13 protein-coding genes are annotated in these 18,885 nt (G+C 62.2%); 5 read left to right on the top strand and 8 right to left on the bottom strand.

Going from position 1 to position 18,885, the window contains the following annotated elements:
• Together ppc and M6D32_RS03360 are read right to left on the bottom strand one after the other, a co-directional pair.
• Positions 1 to 2,122 (bottom strand): phosphoenolpyruvate carboxylase (gene ppc / locus M6D32_RS03365; protein WP_298253338.1); only part of this gene is annotated, 2,122 nt, incomplete at its 3' end.
• Positions 2,123 to 2,253: 131 nt separating this feature from the next.
• Positions 2,254 to 3,066 carry a crotonase/enoyl-CoA hydratase family protein gene (locus M6D32_RS03360; protein ID WP_298253335.1) on the bottom strand — a complete coding sequence of 271 codons (813 nt, stop codon included), beginning with the start codon at positions 3,064 to 3,066 and terminating at the stop codon, positions 2,254 to 2,256.
• A gap of 94 nt (positions 3,067 to 3,160) precedes the next feature.
• Between M6D32_RS03360 and M6D32_RS03355 the strand changes: the two genes are divergently transcribed.
• Positions 3,161 to 4,033 (top strand): SDR family oxidoreductase, encoded by an 873-nt coding sequence (locus M6D32_RS03355; protein ID WP_298253333.1) that lies wholly within the window; start codon positions 3,161 to 3,163, stop codon positions 4,031 to 4,033.
• 101 nt (positions 4,034 to 4,134) lie between these two features.
• A complete protein-coding gene (locus tag M6D32_RS03350) occupies positions 4,135 to 5,706 on the top strand; it encodes a fatty acid--CoA ligase (protein ID WP_298253332.1) in 1,572 nt (523 codons plus the stop codon).
• Between the two features lie 68 nt (positions 5,707 to 5,774).
• On the opposite strand, the gene M6D32_RS03345 is transcribed toward M6D32_RS03350, so the two are convergent.
• A complete protein-coding gene (locus M6D32_RS03345; protein WP_298253330.1) occupies positions 5,775 to 7,436 on the bottom strand; it encodes an NAD(P)/FAD-dependent oxidoreductase in 1,662 nt (553 codons plus the stop codon).
• 186 nt (positions 7,437 to 7,622) lie between these two features.
• Between M6D32_RS03345 and M6D32_RS03340 the strand changes: the two genes are divergently transcribed.
• Together M6D32_RS03340 and M6D32_RS03335 are read left to right on the top strand one after the other, a co-directional pair.
• Entirely contained in the window at positions 7,623 to 8,759 is a 1,137-nt protein-coding gene (locus M6D32_RS03340) for a nitronate monooxygenase (protein ID WP_298253328.1), read from the top strand.
• A 220-nt stretch (positions 8,760 to 8,979) separates the two neighbouring features.
• Positions 8,980 to 10,614: an acetyl-CoA acetyltransferase gene (locus M6D32_RS03335; protein WP_298253326.1), complete on the top strand. Its 1,635-nt coding sequence runs from the start codon at positions 8,980 to 8,982 to the stop codon at positions 10,612 to 10,614.
• A gap of 13 nt (positions 10,615 to 10,627) precedes the next feature.
• Here M6D32_RS03335 and M6D32_RS03330 read toward each other — a convergent pair whose 3' ends face one another.
• From M6D32_RS03330 to ltnD, 5 genes are all read right to left on the bottom strand, one after another.
• Positions 10,628 to 11,821 carry an efflux RND transporter periplasmic adaptor subunit gene (locus tag M6D32_RS03330; RefSeq protein WP_298253324.1) on the bottom strand — a complete coding sequence of 398 codons (1,194 nt, stop codon included), beginning with the start codon at positions 11,819 to 11,821 and terminating at the stop codon, positions 10,628 to 10,630.
• On the bottom strand, positions 11,811 to 14,993 hold the full coding sequence (locus M6D32_RS03325) for an efflux RND transporter permease subunit (RefSeq protein ID WP_298253322.1): 3,183 nt from the start codon (positions 14,991 to 14,993) through the stop codon (positions 11,811 to 11,813). Before M6D32_RS03325 ends, M6D32_RS03330 begins: the two co-directional genes overlap by 11 nt.
• 169 nt (positions 14,994 to 15,162) lie before the next feature.
• On the bottom strand, positions 15,163 to 16,440 hold the full coding sequence (gene otnK, locus M6D32_RS03320; RefSeq protein ID WP_298253320.1) for a 3-oxo-tetronate kinase: 1,278 nt from the start codon (positions 16,438 to 16,440) through the stop codon (positions 15,163 to 15,165).
• On the bottom strand, positions 16,437 to 17,219 hold the full coding sequence (gene otnI / locus M6D32_RS03315) for a 2-oxo-tetronate isomerase (RefSeq protein WP_298253318.1): 783 nt from the start codon (positions 17,217 to 17,219) through the stop codon (positions 16,437 to 16,439). Before otnI ends, otnK begins: the two co-directional genes overlap by 4 nt.
• 24 nt (positions 17,220 to 17,243) lie before the next feature.
• Positions 17,244 to 18,158 carry an L-threonate dehydrogenase gene (ltnD, locus tag M6D32_RS03310; protein WP_298253315.1) on the bottom strand — a complete coding sequence of 305 codons (915 nt, stop codon included), beginning with the start codon at positions 18,156 to 18,158 and terminating at the stop codon, positions 17,244 to 17,246.
• A gap of 98 nt (positions 18,159 to 18,256) precedes the next feature.
• Between ltnD and M6D32_RS03305 the strand changes: the two genes are divergently transcribed.
• Positions 18,257 to 18,885: aldolase (locus M6D32_RS03305; RefSeq protein WP_298253313.1), on the top strand; the 629-nt coding region annotated here is incomplete at its 3' end.

The following is an 18,885-nucleotide window of genomic DNA, read 5'->3' as shown; positions in this document are numbered from 1 at the left end:
CCTGCATCGTCTCCAGGAACGCGCGCGGCGCCGCCGGGCGGCGGGTGTCGAGCAACGTCGATTCCAGGGTGGCCGCCACCAGGATGTTGAGGTTGCGGCGGCAGGTGTCCGCGTTCGAGTATTTCGACGAGATGATCTCGCCTTGTTCGGTGATGCGGATCTGGCCACGCACCGCGCCGGCCGGCTGCGCCATGATGGCGTCATAGCTCGGGCCGCCGCCACGGCCGACCGAGCCGCCGCGGCCGTGGAACAGCCGCAACCGCACGCCGTGGCGCTCGAACACGTCGACCAGTTTGATTTCGGCCTTGTACAGCTCCCAGCCGGAGGTGAGGAAACCGCCATCCTTGTTGCTGTCGGAATAGCCGAGCATCACCTCCTGCACCGAGCCGTGGCTGTCCACCAGCTTGCGGTAATCGTGCATCGACAGGATCCGGTCCATGATATGGGCGGAAGCCTGCAAATCCTCGATGGTCTCGAACAACGGCACGATGTTGATCGCGCTGCGGCCGGAGGGATCGACAAGGCCGACCTCCTTCAGCAGGACCGCGACCTCCAGCATGTCGGATATCCCCTTGCACATCGAGATGATGGCTTGAGGAATGGCCTCCTCGCCGTATCTGGCATGAGCTTCGGCGGCGGCGCGGAAGACGGCGAGCTCACCCAGCGTCTCCTCGCTATACTTGACGAAGGCCGAGGTCAGCGGCCGGGCACTGCGCAGCTCGCTGGTCAGAAGCGCGATACGCGCCTCCTCGTTCAGCGCCAGATAGGAATGACCGGGCATTGCGGCATCGATCAATTCGGCGATTGTACGCTCGTGAACGGCCGAGTTCTGCCGCATGTCAAGGCTGGCGAGATGAAAGCCGAAGCAGTCGACGGCTCGCCGCAGCTGCCGCAGCCTGCCGCGCGCGATCACGCGCGAATTATTCATCATCAGCGAGCGATAGAGAATATCGAGGTCAGCCTTGAATTCGGCGACATTGGCGTAAGGCGCGGCTTCGCCGACCGCGGCCCGCGTGGTCTCGACCTCGAGCCGTGCCGCCGTCGCCGTGAGCCTTGCAAAGATACCGGAGACCGCCAGGCGATAAGGCTCGCCGCGTCGATGCGGCGACTTGTCGGGCGAGCTCGCGGCCAGCGCCTGCAGATCCTTCGAGGCGCCGGCGAGATGCGCCGCCAGCGACAGCTCGGAGCCAAGCACGTGCAACTCGTCGAGGTAGAAGCGAAGTACGCGGCTTGATTGCATCTTCAGCGCGCCACGCATCACTTCAGCGCTCACGAACGGGTTGCCGTCGCGGTCGCCGCCGATCCAGCTTCCCATCTTCAGGAAAGATGCGAGTTCACCCTGCGTGCCTTCGTCCTCATTGAGGCGGTCTTCGAGCCGGCTATGCAGCCGGGGGACTTCGTTCAGGAAGGTATAGTCGTAGAAAGACAGCCCGTTGGCGACCTCGTCGAGCACGGTCAGGCGGGTTCGGCGCAACAGGTTGGTCTGCCATAACGTCAGTACCGCGCGCCGCAATTGCTCGTCGCTTGCCGCCAGTTCCTCCGGCGTCAACTGCACCCGCTCACGCCGGTCCAGAACGGCGGCGATCTCCATTTCGCGATCGATGGTGCTCTTGCGGCGGACTTCGGTCGGGTGCGCGGTCAGCACCGGACTGATCAGCGCCGAGGCAAAAAAATCGCGCAAGCCCGCCGCGGTAAGGCCGGCAGCTTGCGCGTGCAGCAAGGTCCGCGCCAGCGTTTCCGGTCGCGGCGCCTCGCCGGCCTTGGAACTTGCGCGCATCCGGCGGATGCTGTTCTGATCTTCGGCGATGTTGGCCAAATGGGAGAAATAGCTGAAGGCACGGACGATACGCACCGTCTGGCTGATCGACATGCCGTCGAGGATCAGCTCGAGTTCCCGCCGCGCCGCCTTGTCATCAGCACGGTGAAACCGGATCGAGGTTTGCCTGATACGTTCGACCAGGTCGAAAACGTCGGCGCCCTCCCGGTCGCGAACGGTGTCGCCCAGGATGCGTCCGAGCAGGCGGATATCGTTCCGCAGGCGGACGTCTTCTTCGAGCGCGGAGGCTTCTTTGCTGCGAATGGATTCCGGCCCCTGTTCGGAAAACATGGTCTGGGACGACATCGCCAAATGCTCCAGAGTCGGCCGGTATCCCTGAGTGGCAATTTTTGCGGCGCAGCGCAAGGCCAGGAAGGCGAGTTCACGCCCCTTCCCACTCGCCGGCTGGGAATGGCGGGAATAGAAGCAAGGTTAGGTCAGGGATCGATAAAATGCGGGGAACGCTTGTCGATATTGGCGCGCACGGCCTCAAGCTGGTTGGGACTGCCAATCAACTTCTGCTGTTCGACCGATTCGTCCAGGAGCGCCGGCGCCGGATCGACCGAGAGCTTGTTGAGCATGCGTTTGGCAGAGCGGATCGCGTCCGGGCTTTTGGCCGCGATCTCGCGCGCGACCTCCAGCGCCGCCGCGCGGGGGTCGTCGCAGATCCTGGTCGCGAGGCCATAACTCAAGGCTTCCTGCGCCGAGAAAATCCGGCCAGTATAGGTCAGTTCGCGCAGGATATCGTCGCGCACGAGGCTCGCCAGGATCGGCGTTCCCGCCATATCCGGCACCAGGCCCCATTTGATCTCCATGATCGACATGCGCGCGTCGGCGCTGAGAAATCGCATGTCCGCGCCGAGCGCGAGCTGAAAGCCGCCGCCAAACGCGACCCCATGAATCGCGGCAATCACCGGGACCGGAAGCTGCCGCCAGCCCCATACGGCCATTTGCGGGAAATTGGCGATGCCATGCGTGCGCACGGTGAGATCGCGCGCATCGCCGCCGGCAATGCCGTTGCCGCCCTTTTCCTTCATTGCGGCGAAGCGGCCCATGTCGAGCCCGGCGCAGAATGCGCGTCCTTCCCCGGACAATACTACCGCGCGCAAACCCTTCTCGCTGGCGAGCCCTGTTGCGGTTGCGACAAGCGCTTCGAACATCGCGGCATCCAGCGCATTCATCTTGTCCGCGCGAACCAGGCGAACATCGGCGACGCCCTCCGTGATCGTCACCTGCACGCGATCGTCCATGTTCATTCCCTCCTACATCCAACGAACTGCTTTACACGAAAGCGTCGGCCGGTTTTAGTAACTTGCTCTTGACAGGCAAGAACGGGGACCGATCATGTTCAGTGAAAAACTCCTTGCAGGCCGGCGAATTCTTGTCACGGGCGGCGGCACCGGCCTCGGCAAATCCATGGCGACGCGCTTTCTCGAGCTTGGCGCGGAAATCCATATCTGCGGGCGCCGCAAGAGCGTCTGCGACGAGACCGCAACCGAACTGATGGATCTCCACGGCGGCCGCGTGACCAGCCACGGCATCGATATCCGCAACGCGCTGGCTGTCGACGAGATGGTCGAGGCGATCTTCAAGGACGGCCCACTGACCGACCTCGTCAACAACGCAGCCGGCAATTTCATCTCACGCACCGAAGACCTTTCGCCGCGTGGCTTCGATGCCGTCGCCAATATCGTCATGCACGGGACGTTCTATGTCACCCACGCCGTCGGACGGCGCTGGATCGCCAACAAACTTCGCGGCAACGTGGTGTCGATCACGGTGACCTGGGTCCGCAACGGCAGCCCCTACGTGGTGCCGTCGGCAATGAGCAAATCGGCGGTGCATGCCATGACCATGTCGCTCGCCACGGAATGGGGCCGCTATGGCATCCGGCTCAACACAATTGCGCCGGGCGAGATTCCGACCGAAGGCATGAGCAAGCGCATCAAGCCCGGTGACGAGGCCGGTGCGCGCACCAAGGCGATGAACCCGATGGGCCGGGTCGGAACCATGGAAGAACTGCAAAACCTGGCGGTGTTCTTGATTTCCGGCGGCTGCGACTGGATCAACGGCGAAACGATCGCCATGGATGGCGGCCAGGCGCTCGCGATGGGCGGCAATTTCTATCAGCTGCGCGACTGGACGACCGACGACTGGGAAAAGGCGCGCGACCAGATCAAGGCGCAGAACGAAAAGGACCGCGCTGCAAGACAATAAAGGCCTTCACCTCGACCTGAAGCCGGAGCACGGCGCTATTGTCTTTGCTGCCAGATGCCGCCAAACTCCTCCTCAAAATAAAATAAATCGGGGAGGAGAATATGGCCGTTTCGGAGCAGCCGGCGCATCTTGCCGACATGGTGCGCGCGCTGGCGAAGTCGCGCGACAAGGAGATCGCCCTTGAATTCGAGGGGCGCCAGACCAGTTTCACCGAATTTGATGTCCTGACCAATCGCGTTGCCAACGGACTGAAGGCGCTCGGCGTTCGCCCGCGCGAACGGATCGCCTATCTCGGCAAGAACAGCGACGTTTATTTCGAGCTCATGCTCGGCGCGATGAAAGCCAATGTGGTGATGACGCCGGTCAATTGGCGGCTGGCCGCGCCCGAGATCGCGTTCATCGTCGCCGATTGCAAGGCCGCTGTCCTGTTCGTCGGCCCCGAAAACTTCGCCCAGGTTGCCGGCATTCAGGCGCCCGACCTGCGTGTCGTTATCGCTACCGAAGGCAAGACGGCAGAATGGCAAAACTATACGACTTGGCGCGATGCCCAGAGTTCAGACGATCCGAGAGTCGAGATCGGGCGGCAGGACGTCGCAATCCAGCTTTACACCTCCGGTACCACGGGAAAGCCGAAAGGCGCCATGCTGTCGCATGCCAACCTTCTTAATCTACTCGAGAATGGCGACGGTGCAGACGCTGACTGGAATCGATGGACCAAGGACGACGTCTCGCTGGTGGCTATGCCCGTCTTCCATATCGGTGGCTCGGGCTGGGGACTGCTCGGCCTTTATCATGGCGCCAAGGGCGTGATCGCGCGGGAGTTCGATCCGACCAAGGTGCTCGACTTCATCGAGCACGACAAAATCACCAAGATCTTCATGGTCCCGGCGGCGATGCAGTTCGTGGTGAGGCAGCCGCGGGCGCGCAGTGTCGATTTCTCCCGCCTGAAACACATCCTCTACGGCGCGTCGCCGATTCCCGCTGCCCTGTTGAAAGAATGCATCGAGGTGTTCGGCTGCGGCTTCGTGCAGCTTTACGGCATGACCGAGACGACCGGCACCATTGTCGCGCTGCCGCCGGAGGATCATGTCGAGGGGCTGGAGCGGATGCGGTCCGCCGGCAAGGCGCTGCCGGGTGTCGAGCTTGCTATTCTTGACGTCGACGGCAAGCAATTGCCACCCGGCGAGGTCGGCGAAATCGCGACTAGGTCCGGCTCCAACATGGTCGGCTACTGGAATCTGCCGGAAGCGACCGCCAAAACCATCGGCCGCGACGGTTGGCTGCGCACCGGCGACGCCGGCTACATGGACAAGGACGGCTATCTCTACGTTCAGGACCGCATCAAGGACATGATCATCTCGGGGGGCGAAAACATCTATCCGGCCGAGGTCGAGAGCGCGGTGTGCGATCACCCGGATGTCGCGGAAGCCGCCGTGATCGGCGTGCCCGACGATACCTGGGGCGAAACGGTCAAGGCGATCGTGGTGCTAAAGCCCGGCAAGCAGACGAGCGCCTCCGATATCATCAACTTCACGCGGACGCACATTGCGGCGTTCAAGACCCCGAAAACGGTGGATTTCATCGACGCCCTGCCCCGCAATGCCTCCGGCAAGATCCTGCGCCGTCATCTGCGCGATCCCTATTGGACCGGAAGAGAGCGCCAGGTGAATTGAAGCCGGGCCGGCCGGCCCGCGAACGTGAAAAGAGAATTGAGAAGTCCAGCATTCAGGTGCCGCGACTTTCAGGAAGTCGCAGCAACCTGCTCGACTTGGTTCGCCCGCATCGTAAATCCCTCATAGCCCTTGGCTGCGACGTCGTTGCAGATACGCCGATAGACGCCGACGCCACCGATATAGGGCATGAAGATGCGCGGCTTGCCGGGAATGTTGGCGCCCATATACCAGGAATTGGCCTGCGGATAGAGCGTCATCTGCGCCACCTCATTGACATGCGCGACCCACTGCTCTTCCGCCTCATGGCTGGCCTCGATTGAGGCGAGTGCGCGGCGGCGCATAAAGGAAAGACAACCGGCGATCCAATCAACGTGCTGTTCGATCGAAACGATCATGTTGGAAAGCACCGACGGGCTGCCCGGCCCGGTGACGATGAAGAGATTCGGAAAGCCCTCGCTCATCAGGCCGAGATAGGTTTTCGGACCTTCCGCCCATTTCTGGTTAAGCGCTTTGCCGCCGCGGCCGCGAATGTCGATTTTCGCAACCGATCCCGTCATCGCATCGAACCCGGTTGCCAGCACCAGCGCATCGATCTGGTAATCCTCACCGCCCGCGCGGACGGCGTTGGGCAGGATTTCCTCGATACCATTGCTGCGGATATCGACCAGCGTTACGTCGGGGCGGTTGAAGGTTGCGTAATAATCGGTGTCGACGCAGATACGCTTGGTTCCAATCGGGTGGTTGTCGGGCTGCAGACGCTTTGCGGTCTCGGGATCGCCGACGATCTCGGCAATTTTTTCGCGGACGAAATCGGCGGCTGTATCGTTCGCGGCCTTGTCCAGAAGGAGGTTGTTATAGGCGAGCATGAAGGTCAGGCCGCCATTGGCCCAACGCTGGTCATATTTGGCCCGCCGCGCGTTCTCGCCGTCCTCCAGCGCACCGCGCTCGGGCGGTTCGGCATAGATGCCGTTGCGCGAGTCCTCGCGGGCAAAGCGGCGGATCTCGGGATAATTGTTGCGAAAGGCCTTGCGCTCCTCCTCCGTCAGCAGCGAGTTGCGAGCCGGAATTGAAAAATTGGACGTGCGCTGGAAAACAAAGAGATGGCTTGCCTGCGCGGCAATCACGGGGACGGACTGAATCGCCGAAGAGCCGGTGCCGATAACGCCGACACGCTGGCCGGTGAAATCGACGCCTTCATGCGGCCAGTGGCCGGTGTGATAGACCTGCCCGGCAAATTCGCCCAGGCCCGTGATATCGGGCATCCTGGCATTGGACAGACAGCCGGTCGCCAGCACCACGAATTGCGCCCGCGCGGTTCCTCCGTCCGAGGTCGCAACTTCCCAGATGCCACGACCCTCATCGAATTCCGCCCGCTCGACGCGGGTGTCGAACACGATGTCGGGTCGCAAGCCAAAGCGATCGGCAACATGCTGGGCATATTTCAGGATTTCCGGCTGCGGCGCGTAGCGCTCGCTCCAATCCCAGTCTTGCTGCAATTCCTCCGAGAAGGAATAGGAATACTGCATGCTTTCGACATCGCACCGCGCGCCGGGATAGCGGTTCCAGTACCATGTGCCACCGACATCGCTGCCCTGCTCATAGACGCGAGCCGAAAATCCGAGCCCGCGCAGGCGGTGGAGCATGTACAGTCCGGCAAACCCCGCGCCCACCACGACGACGTCGAACGTCACTTCGCGGCCGTTTTCTGCAATTGATGGCGCGGCAGACATCGAGGAGGCGCTCCCCTGGCAATTCTATTCCTTGGTGCGTAGCATTCTCCGGGTTGCGCGAAAGCACAAGGCCCAAAGCAAACGCGATGGCTGCTGTGGATATTCTATACCGCGGAAAGCTTTCATGTCGGAACGACGTGATTTATCGTCCAGGTCATACGAATTCATCCGGGAGTAGACACAACGATGAAATCGCCGGTCTGCGAGATGCTGGGCATCGAGTTTCCGCTGTTCGCGTTCAGCCATTGCCGCGATGTCGTCGCTGCCGTGAGCCGGGCCGGAGGGTTCGGCGTGCTCGGCGCGACCGCGCATTCGCCTGAGACCATCGAGCAGGAATTGAAGTGGATCGACGATCACGTCGACGGAAAACCATACGGCCTCGATGTGCTCATTCCCGAAAACATTTCGACGGCGGGTGAAGCCGACGTCACCTGGCAGAGTCTCGAGCGCCGGATCCCATCCGAACACCGCGCCTTCACCCGCGACCTCCTCAACAAATACAATGTCGAGTTCAAGGCCGCGTCTGTTCCGGCTGACACGCCGCAACCGTTCGATACGACGCGCGCGCTCGAAGTGCTCGAGGCGTCGTTTCGCCATCCGGTCCGGCTGATCGCCAACGCGCTCGGCGTACCTCCGAAGGCGATGATCGAGATGGGCCGCAAACACGGCATTCCCGTCGCGGCCCTGGTCGGCGCCAAGGAGCATGCGCTGCGCCAGGTCGCGGCCGGCGTCGACATTCTCGTGGTGCAGGGAACCGAAGCCGGCGGCCATTGCGGCGAGGTTTCGACCATGGTGCTGGTACCCGAGGTCATCAAGGCCATCAAGCCGGTTCGCGATGTGCCGGTCCTGGCGGCGGGCGGTATCATGACCGGACGGCAGATGGCGGCCTGCATGGCGATGGGCGCGGCCGGCGTCTGGACCGGTTCGGTGTGGCTCGCCACGAACGAATCCGAGACCAGCGAGATTTTCCGCGAGAAGATGATTGCGGCCTCGTCCCGCGATGCCGTGCGTTCCCGAGGCCGCACCGGCAAGCCGGCGCGGCAATTGCGCTCGGTCTGGACCGATGCCTGGGACCGCGCTCCCGAAAGCCCCGGCGCGCTGCCCATGCCGCTGCAAAGCATCATCAGTCGCGACGCCTTTCAGGCCATCGACCGCGCCGCGGCCGCGGGCAACGCCAAAGCGCGCGACCTCGTCAGCTACTTTGTAGGCCAGGGCGTCGGCCTGATCGACAGCGTGAAGTCGGCCACCTCAGTGGTGCAGGAATTCAAGGAAGATTTTGCCGAAGCCGTGGAGCACATGAATGCGCTGGTCGGGGACGGGTAACCAGTTCTCACTCCTCATGGTGAGGAGGCGCGCGCACCCGAGCAGGCCGAGCTGGGCGAGGCCGTTGCGAACGGTGCAGATAAAGGGGCGCCGTTTCCGGACGATGCGTTGCATCGCCGGGAGAACCATGGGGCCACATTGAGGCCTCATCCTTCGAGACGCGGCAAATGTGCCGCTCCTCAGGATGAAGGTTGAGCATAGAGTCAAAACGGCAGTATCAATGACAATCCCCTCCCCTGACCGAATCCCTGTCATTGTCGGCATCGGTGAAATCACCGATCGGCCGAAAGAGATCACCGACGGCCTTGAACCGCTCGCCTTGCTGGTTGAAGCGCTGAAACGCGCTGAAGCCGATAGCGGCGCCGAACTGCTCGGCGAGATCGATTCACTCGACATCGTCAATTTCCTGAGCTGGCGTTACCGCGACCCGGAAAAGTTGCTGTCGTCGCGCCTCGGGATCATGCCGAAGCACGCCTATTACGGGCCGGTCGGCGGCGAGAGCCCGATCCGCTATCTGCACGAGGCAGCAAAGCGCATCGCCCGCGGCGAATGCAGCGTGGCCGCCGTCTGCGGTGCAGAGGCTCAGAGCACGGCGACCCGGGCCGAACGCGCCGGCATCACGCTGCCCTGGACCCCATTCGCGCATGACGTCGAAGAGCCCAAGCGCGGCGCCGCATTTCAGAAGCCCGCGGCCGTGAAGCTCGGCGTGTTCCGTCCCGTCAGCGTCTATCCATTCTATGAAGCGGCTACCGCGGCCCATTGGGGTCAGACGCCGCGCGAGGCGATGGCCGAGTCCGGCGCGCTGTGGTCGACCTACTCGCAAGCGGCGAGCGAAAATCCAAACGCCTGGCTGAAGCGGCGGTTTGCGCCGGACGAAATCACGACGCCTTCGGCCGACAACCGGCTGATCGCCTGGCCCTACACGAAGCTTATGGTGGCGAACCCGATGGTCAACATGGGGGGTGCACTTCTGATGACGAGCCTCGCCAAGGCGCGCGCGGCCGGCATTCCGGAACATAAGTTGATCCACATCCTCGGCGGTGCATCGGCGGAAGAGCCGCGCGATTATCTCGAACGAGATCAGTTCACGGAGAGCCACGCGCAGAACGCGGTGCTCGAGGCTGTGACGGATTTGGCTGGTGGGAAAGCCGGGGCTTTCGACGCCATCGAGCTCTATAGCTGCTTCCCCTGCGTTCCGAAGATGGCGCGGCGAACGCTTGGGCTGGGCGCTGACGTCAAGCCCACCGTCACGGGCGGGCTGACATTCTTCGGCGCACCGCTCAACACCTATATGACGCACGCGGCCTGTGCGATGGTCCGGAAGCTACGCGCTAGTACCGCCGATCTGAAGTCCCTGCACGACAATACTAGAAAAGTTGATCTCCCAGTGCCCATGCCTTTTCGAACTTCGCAAAACGGTGTTGCTGAGACAGAGCGCGAACTTCGAAAAGTGGGCACCGGCGCCTCCCTCGGCCTACTCTATGGTCAGGGCGGCTTTGTTACCAAGCATCACGCGCTGGTGCTCTCGCGGCAGGCGCGCGCCGAGCCGCTGGCGCAGGAGACGAGCGTTCAAAGCGAAGCTGACCGCCGCCGCCGCGCGGTGCCGGCTTTCGTGACGGAAGCGAGCGGCATGGCCACTGTCGAAAGCTTCACCGCGATTTACGGCCGCGACAACGCAGTCGAACACGGCGTGGTCATGCTGCGGACATCAGACAATGCGCGCGCACTGGCGCGGGTGCCCGCCAGCGACGGACGAACGCTGGCGCATCTATTGAATATGGACCGCAGTCCTATCGGCTCGTCCGGCGCGGTTGTCCGCGCCGATGACGGCGTGCTGGAATGGCTGATAGCCTGAGAGGTAGAGGGGCCTAGCCCTTCTCACCCTGCTTGGCCGAAACGGTCGACGGCCGGCCCTTGGTGCTAACGACACGTACAGGGTCGCCGTCGACCATACCGTCGGGCGGCGTACTGATGACGCGATCGTCCAGCGAAATTCCACCGGCAAGCTCGATATCGCGCCCAAGATCGCGGGCAATCTTCACCGGCTTGAACAATACCTTGTTGTCGGACGTCACCGTCGCTACACGCAAGCCCGTCTTGTCGAAAACGAGCGCGCTGGAAGGAATGTGCAGCGGCACGCTGTCGCGTTGGAGGACCAATCTCACATTGGCAAAGCCGCCGGGCATCAACTCGCCTGTCGAGTTATCGAGCCCAAGCTGCATCTGCGTCGTGCCCGAGGTGACGTCCACCGCCTGCGCCGAAGCTTCCATCGTCGCCTCAAAAGTCCGGGTTGGATATTCCGGCACGGAAATCGTCGCCTTGGCGCCGATCTTGACCGACGGCACGTAGGTCTGCGGGACGTTGACGTAGACGCGCAACTTCTTGATGTCGGAAACGATGAACATCGGTGCACTGCTGCCGCCGCCGGCATTGATCAGCGCGCCGACGTCGGTGTTGCGCGCGGTGACGATACCGTCGAACGGCGCAGTGATCTTTTTGTAGCCGGCCAGGGCCTCGAGCCGCTCGACATTGGCCTGGCTCGACTTGACCGCGGCGTTCTTGTTGGCGAGGTCGGCGGTGCGCTCGTCGATTTCCTGCATCGAAACGAAATTCGACGCGATCAGCGTCTTGCGGCGGGCCAGCGTGACCTCGGACAGCTTCGCACTCGCCTCCTGGTTGGCGAGATCGGCGCGCGCCTGCAGCAATTGCTGATCGAGGTCCGGCGCATCGATTTCGGCGATCACTTCGCCGGCCTTGACCCGCGCGCCAATATCCTTGGACCAGTTCTTCAGGTAGCCATTGACGCGGGCGAAGATCGGGGCGCGATAGTAGGCTTCGAGCCGACCCGGCAGATTGATCGTAGCCGTCAATGGACCGGCGTCAGCATAGATCACGGCAACTGCCGGTACGGCCTGTTCGTCGGTCCATTCCTTCAGCTTGGCGTTGGAGTCTTCCCGGGCGCGGATCCCGCTCACCACGAGCGTCAGCGCGGCGGCCACGGCGATGACGCCGAAAATGCCCAGTTTCCGGCGAGATACCGTCGGGCTAGCTTCAGTGGGCATTTTCTTTCTCCGATTGGACGGCGACTTTGGCGTCCTGCTTTTTGTGCAGCATACTAAAAACCACTGGAACAAACATCAGCGTCGCGATGGTCGAGAACATCAGGCCGCCGATCACGGCCCGGCCCAGCGGCGCGTTGGCCTCGCCGCCATCGCCCAGGCCAAGCGACATCGGCAGCATGCCGATGATCATGGCGAGCGCGGTCATCAGCACCGGTCGAATACGCACAAAGCCGGCATCGATGGCGGCCGCGACCGGGTCGCCGAGTTCATCATAACGCTCGCGGGCAAAGCTGATCACCAGCACGCTGTTGGCAGTGGCAACGCCCATGCACATGATCGCGCCGGTCAAGGCCGGGACCGATATTGTGGTGTGGGTCGTAAACAGCATCCAGACGATCCCCGCCAGCGCCGCCGGCAGCGCCGTGATGATCACGAACGGGTCGGACCAGGACTGGAAGTTCACCACGATCAGGAAATAAACCAGCACGATCGCGCCGAGCAGGCCGAACAGCAAACCGTAAAACGAGCTGTTCATAGTCTGCACCTGGCCGGAAAGCACGACGGTCGAACCTTTCGGCACGTTCTTGGCGTTGGCCGCGATGACCTTTTGGATGTCGGAGGCAACGCCGCCGAGATCGCGCCCCTGCGGCGTCGCAAAGACCTGGACCATCGGCTGGATGTTATATTGGGAAACCATCGCGCTCGACGTCGTGCGCGAGATGGTGGCGATGCCGCCAAGAATGGGCGCCTGCGCCGGCACGTTGGACGAAATCGGCAGCGTCTCCAGCGCGCTCAGGGAATCGACCTGATACTGCGGCGTCTGCATCACGACCGCGTAGTTCACGCCGTTATCGGGATTGAGATAAAATGTCGGCTGGACCTGGCCGCTGCCCGACAGGTTGACCGTGAGGCTGTTGACGACGTCACGCTCGGTCAGACCGACATATTGCGCGCGGGTCCTGTCCACATCGATGTCGAAAGTCGGATTCTTCGTTGATTGCTGAATGCGCGCGTCCGCAACACCGGGAATTCGCCGGATCTGATTAAGCAGGTTGGTGGCATAGGCGAAGTTCCCATCCAGATTGTTGCCGCGTATCTCGATGTCGATCGGAGCCGGCGCGCCGAAGTTCAGTATCTGGTTGACAATATCGGCAGGAAGGAAAGCAAACGTCGTTCCCGGGAAGAGGTTCGGAAGCCGCTCGCGCATCGCCTTGATGTAGTTGTCCGTCGGCGGATGGTCTTCTTTAAGCTTGATCTGGATGTCGCCGTCCGACGGACCCATGACGCCCGTGTTGTTGTACGTCAGGTTGATGCCCGAGATTGGCATGCCGATATTGTCGGTCATCGTCTCGATCAGATCCGGCGGGATGATCTTGCGGACCTCTTTCTCGATGTCGGCGAAGTGATTGGCGTTCTCCTCGAGCCGCGTGCCGACCTGGCTGCGCACATGCATCAGGATCTGGCCGGCATCGACCGACGGGAAGAAGTTCTGCCCCAGATAAGGCAACAGCAGAGACGAGGCGCCGATAAAGGCCAGGAACACGATCACGAAGGTCGGACGGTGGCGCAGCGCCAGCGTCAACAGATCGCGATAGCTCTCGCGAAACCGCTCGAACCTGTGTTCGAAGCCGCGCTGGAACCAGACCAGCGGATTGCGCGTGGGCGGCCGCGCCGCGCCGTGCTCATGCTGGTGCGGCTTCAGCAAATACATCGCCATCGTCGGCACCAGCGTGCGCGACAGAATGAACGACCAGATCATCGCGAAGATCACCGCTTCCGCCATCGGCACGAACAGGAAGCGTGGAATGCCCTGCAGGAAGAACATCGGGATGAACACGATGCAGATGCAGAGCAGCGACACGAAGGCCGGCACAACGATCTGCTGGGCGCCGTCCATAATCGCCGGGCGGACATCCTTGCCCTGTTCCAGATGCCAGTTGATGTTCTCGATCGTCACTGTGGCTTCGTCGACGAGAATACCGACCGCCAGCGCCAGACCGCCCAGAGTCATGATGTTGAGGGTTTCGCCTAGCGCCGCCAGCATGATGATGGAGCCGAACACGGCAAGCGGGATCGAGGTCGCGATGATGACCGTCGAGCGCCAGCTTCCCAGAAACAGAAGGATCATGACGCTCGTGAGCAAGGCCGCGATGACCCCTTCGCGCACGACGCCTTTGATTGAAGAGGCGACGAACACGCCCTGGTCGCCGACGAAATCGACCTTCAGCCCGTCGGGAAGCGAATCCTTGTAGGCCGCAGCCTTCTTCTTGATGCCGGCAATGATGTCGAGCGTCGAGGTGTAGCCCGACTTCAGCACCATCATCAGAACAGAGCGATTGCCGTTAACGTGGACGACGTTGGTTTGTGGAGGATTGCCGTCACGCACGCTGGCGACGTCGTGAATATAGACCGTCGCGCCGTTGACGACCTTGATCGGAAGATCGCCCATGTCGCCGGCCTTCAGCGGCGAATTGTTGACCTGAATGATGTATTCGAAACTGCCGATCTTCGAGGTGCCGGCAGGCTGAATCAGGTTTTGCGCCGCGAGCGCATTGGCGACGTCCTGCCCCGACAGCCCCAATGATTGCAATTTCGATGGATCAACGTCGATCTGGATCTGGCGCTGCTTGCCCCCATAGGGATACGGGATCGCCGCGCCTTGCACGGTCACCAGCGGCGTGCGCAGCTGGTTGATGGCGATATCGCCCAGCATCTGTTCGGTGAGCCCTTCGCCCGACAGCGCGAGTTGAACGATCGGAACCGTCGAGGCGTTGTAGATGATGATCAGCGGCGGCGTCGCACCCGGCGGCATCTGCTTGGTGATCGTCTGCGAAATGGCCGTCACCTGCGCGTTGGCCGTGCGGATATCGGCGTTCGGCTGGAAGAAAATCTTGACGATGCCGACGCCGTAATACGAATTCGCCGTGATGTGATCGATGTCGTTGACGGTCGTCGTCAGGGCGCGCTGATATTGCGTGATGATACGGCCGGCCATCTGATCCGGCGGAAGACCTGTGTACGTCCAGACCACGCCGATCACCGGAATTCGGATATCGGGAAAGATGTCGACCGGCGTGCGCAGCGCAGACAGCGGCCCGATGATCAGGAGAAGCAGCGCGAGCACGACGAATGTGTATGGCCGGTTTAGGGCAATACGGACCAGTTCAGTCATGGCGCATGCATTCCTGGGATCGGGCCTGATGTGATGGGTGTGATGCAGCGCGGCGTTTACCTGAAATGCCGCCAAATGGCTATGTCGGGCCCGTCAACTGACTTCAATTCCGCGCGAACCGGCGGCGCACGTTTCACAATATTTCCGGCGGAAGAATGCCTGCGTTCGGTTAACGCATTAAGCCAAGCGCGTCGGAAAAGAATTGCGGTCCGCCGAAATTGCCCGATTTCAGGGCAAGCAGCATGTCGCCCTCTTTTGCGCCGACGGCCCGCAATACAGGCACTCCGGCTGCGATTTCCGCGCCGACCAGAAAACCCGGAATGCCCAGCCGATCCACGACGGCGCCTGAAGTTTCACCACCTGCAATCACCAGTCGCCGCACGCCCGACTGCACCAAGGCTTCGGCGATATCGGCCATGGCTTGCTCGATGGCATGCCCGGCTGCATCACGGCCATGACGGGATTGCAGGGCTGTCACCTGATCCGGCGTCGAGCTGGACGCGATCAGAATGGGGCCGTCGGCGATTCTCTGCGCGGCCCAGGCGAGCGCGCGGCGGACTTCATCCGGCCCCGTAATGATACGGTCGGGATCGAGATGAAGGACCGGCATCGTCTCTTCGGCATTGGCGACTTGTTGCAGTGTCGCCTGCGAGCAACTGCCGGCAAGACAGGCTGCGGGTCCGCCGATCGGGGCTTCCTCCGTCTTCCTCGAAGCACCCCTCGGCACCCCGCCCGATCCGACCAGCGCGCGCGCCAGGCCCAGTCCAATGCCCGAGGCGCCGACCGATAGCCGGTGATCGAGCGCAACGCCGCCGATCGTCTCCAGGTCGAGATCGAACACGGCATCGATGATTGCCGCGCCAACGCCTGTGCCAGCGAGATCAGCGAGATGCGCCCGCACCGCCTCCGGTCCGCGAATGACGGTTGCGAGATTGACCAGCCCGATTTTGGTTTTGCTCTGGCGCGCCAACACCCGCACGAGATTCGAATCGTGCATCGGGTTGAGCGGATGATCCCTCAGCGGGCTCTCGTTCAGTGGCACGAGACCGACGAACAGATTGCCTTGGTAGACGGTGCGGCCGGTTTCGGGGAAAGCCGGCGTGACCAGAACGGTTTTCTCACCGCAATCAGCACGCAACGCATCCATCACCGGGCCGATATTGCCGGCGTCGGTTGAATCGAAGGTCGAGCAGATCTTGAACAGCACGTGGTCCGCGCCGCGGCCGCGCAGCCATTTGTCGGCCGCGCGCGACCGCGACACCGCAAGGCCTGCCTCGATCGACCGGCTCTTGAGCGACACAACCACGGCGTCGACCTCGGGCAGTTTCAGCTCGTTGGCGGGAACGCCGATTGTCTGCACGGTGCGCAGACCGGCGCGCGTCAGCGTGTTGGCGAGATCGGACGCACCGGTATAGTCGTCCGCGATACAGCCAAGCGTCAGCTTCACGATTTCTTCCCCGCATACGGTTTGAACCAGGCAAGTCCATCGGTGGTCTTGCCGCGCGGGTTGTACTCGCAGCCGACGAATCCTTGGTAGCCAAGCCGATCGAGCTCGGCGAACAGGAACGGATAATTGAGTTCTTCGTCGTCCGGCTCGTGGCGTGAGGGAATACTCGCGATCTGGATGTGTCCGGTGATCGGCATCATCTCGCGCAGCCGCGTCGTCACGTCGCCATGCAGGATCTGGCAGTGATAGATGTCGAACTGCAATTTCAGGTTCGGAACCTTCAACTCCTGGATCACGTCGCGCGCGAAGCCGAAGTCGTTGAGGAAATAATTCGGCGTGTTGCGCGCATTGAGCGGCTCGAGCACCACGTCAATGCCGTGGGGCGCGAAGAATTCCGCCACATAGGTTACAGAGTTCTTGAAAGCTGCGACTGCCTTTTGATCCCTGCGATCGGCCAGTCCCGACATCAGGTGCACTCGCTTGACGCCGGTCGCCTGCGCATAGGGCAATGCCGTGACGAGGCTCTGTTTCAGGTCATCGAAGCGCTCGGGCAGCGCCGCAAAACCTTTCTCTCCGGCGTCCCAATTGCCCGGCGGCAGGTTGAACAAGGCCTGCGTCAGGCCGTTGTCGCGCAAGCGTTTGCTGATGTCGTCCACCGGGTAGGCATAGGGAAACAGGAACTCGATCGCGGTGAAGCCGGCTTTCGCTGCCGCCTCGAAGCGATCGAGGAACGGCACCTCATTGAATAGCAGCGTAAGATTGGCGGCAAAGCGGGGCATATGATGTCCTCTGGTTATCCAGGCTTACTTCGGCTCGCCGGGCAAATGTGTGCCAGTGACGCGCGCATACATCCGCGCGACCGACGCATCGTCGTCGCCGCCCATGCCCGATGCCGCTGTCATCAGGAACATCTGCAGCGCCGCGGCCGACACCGGTACCGGGAATTTCGCATTGCGCGCCATATCCTGAATGATGCCGAGATCCTTGACGAAAATCTCGACCGCGCTGCGCGGGGTATAGTCGCCATCGAGCACGTGCGGCATGCGGTTTTCGAACATCCAGGAATTGCCGGCGGACGCGGTGATGACCTCGTACACCTTGCGGATATCAAGGCCCTGCTTGGCGGCAAACGCGATGGCCTCGGAAGCCGCGGCAATATGAACGCCTGCGAGCAGCTGGTTGATCATCTTGAACGCCGCGCCCTGCCCCGGCGCGTCGCCGAGTTCATAGAGTTTAGCAGCCATCGCATCGAGCGCCGGCCGCGCCTTGGCGAAGGCGGCGGCACTTCCCGATGCGAGGATCGTCAATTCGCCCTGCGCCGCACGCTGCGCGCCTCCCGAAATCGGCGCATCGAGATAATGCCGGCCGGTCGCTTCCAATTGTTTGGCAAGCCGCCTTGCGATCTCGGGGTCCATGGTGGCCGAAGAAACGAACACGGCGTCCTTGGCCAGCGTCTCGGCGACACCACCCTTGCCGAACAAAATGGCTTCGGTCTGGGCGGCGTTGACGACCACGCTGACGACGATGCCGGCCGCTTTCGCCGCCTCGGCCGGGGTCGCGGCGCCCTTCCCGCCTTCGGACACAAAGCGCTTGACCACGTCGGCCGCAACATCGCAGCCGGTGACCTCAAATCCGGCGCGTTTGAGCGCGCTGGCCATGCCGTAGCCCATCGAGCCCAGGCCGATCACGGCGATATGCGGTTTGGCGGAACAAGTCATGCGGCGTTCCCTTTAGCTTCTTACTGATTTTCCTCCTGCCTATCACGGCTTGGCCGCGCTGCCAAAGCGTGAGACAAGGCTGAAGAGGGAACGACGCTATGAGCGAGACAAAACTTCGCGAGCAAATCTGCCGCCTCGGCCGTTCACTGTTCGAGCGCGGCCTGACGCCGGGCTCCTCCGGCAATATTTCCGTCAAACTTGAGGACGGCGGCTGGCTGGTCACGCCGACCAACGCCTCGCTCGGCTTTCTTGATCCGGCACGGCTGTCGCATTTGGATGCAGCCGGCCGCCTCCTCTCCGGCGACGCTCCGACCAAGGAAGTGCCGCTGCATGGGGCGCTATATGAGACACGCAGCGCGGCACGCGCGGTTGTCCATCTGCACTCGACCCATTCGGTGGCGCTCTCGATGCTGCCGGAAATCGATCCGCACGCGGCGCTGCCGCCGATGACGGCCTATTATCTGATGAAATGCGGCGCAACCGCGCTCGTGCCCTACTATCGGCCAGGGGATCCCGCGGTCGCAGATGCCATCAAGGGCCTCGCCGGTGAATATTCGTCGGTGCTGCTTGCCAATCATGGCCCGGTGGTTTCCGGCGACACGCTGGAGGCCGCTGTGTTTGCGGTCGAGGAACTTGAAGAGACCGCAAAACTCTATCTGCTCTTGCGCGGACTCAATCCGCGTTATCTCACGCCGGCGCAGGTGGCAGATTTGACTGACGTGTTCGG

Origin of the sequence: Bradyrhizobium sp. (assembly GCF_027307225.1) — a bacterium.
Taxonomy (GTDB): Bacteria; Pseudomonadota; Alphaproteobacteria; order Rhizobiales; family Xanthobacteraceae; genus Bradyrhizobium.
The sequence above is the reverse complement of the archived record's forward strand: the minus strand, read 5'-3'. Positions and strand labels throughout refer to the sequence as shown.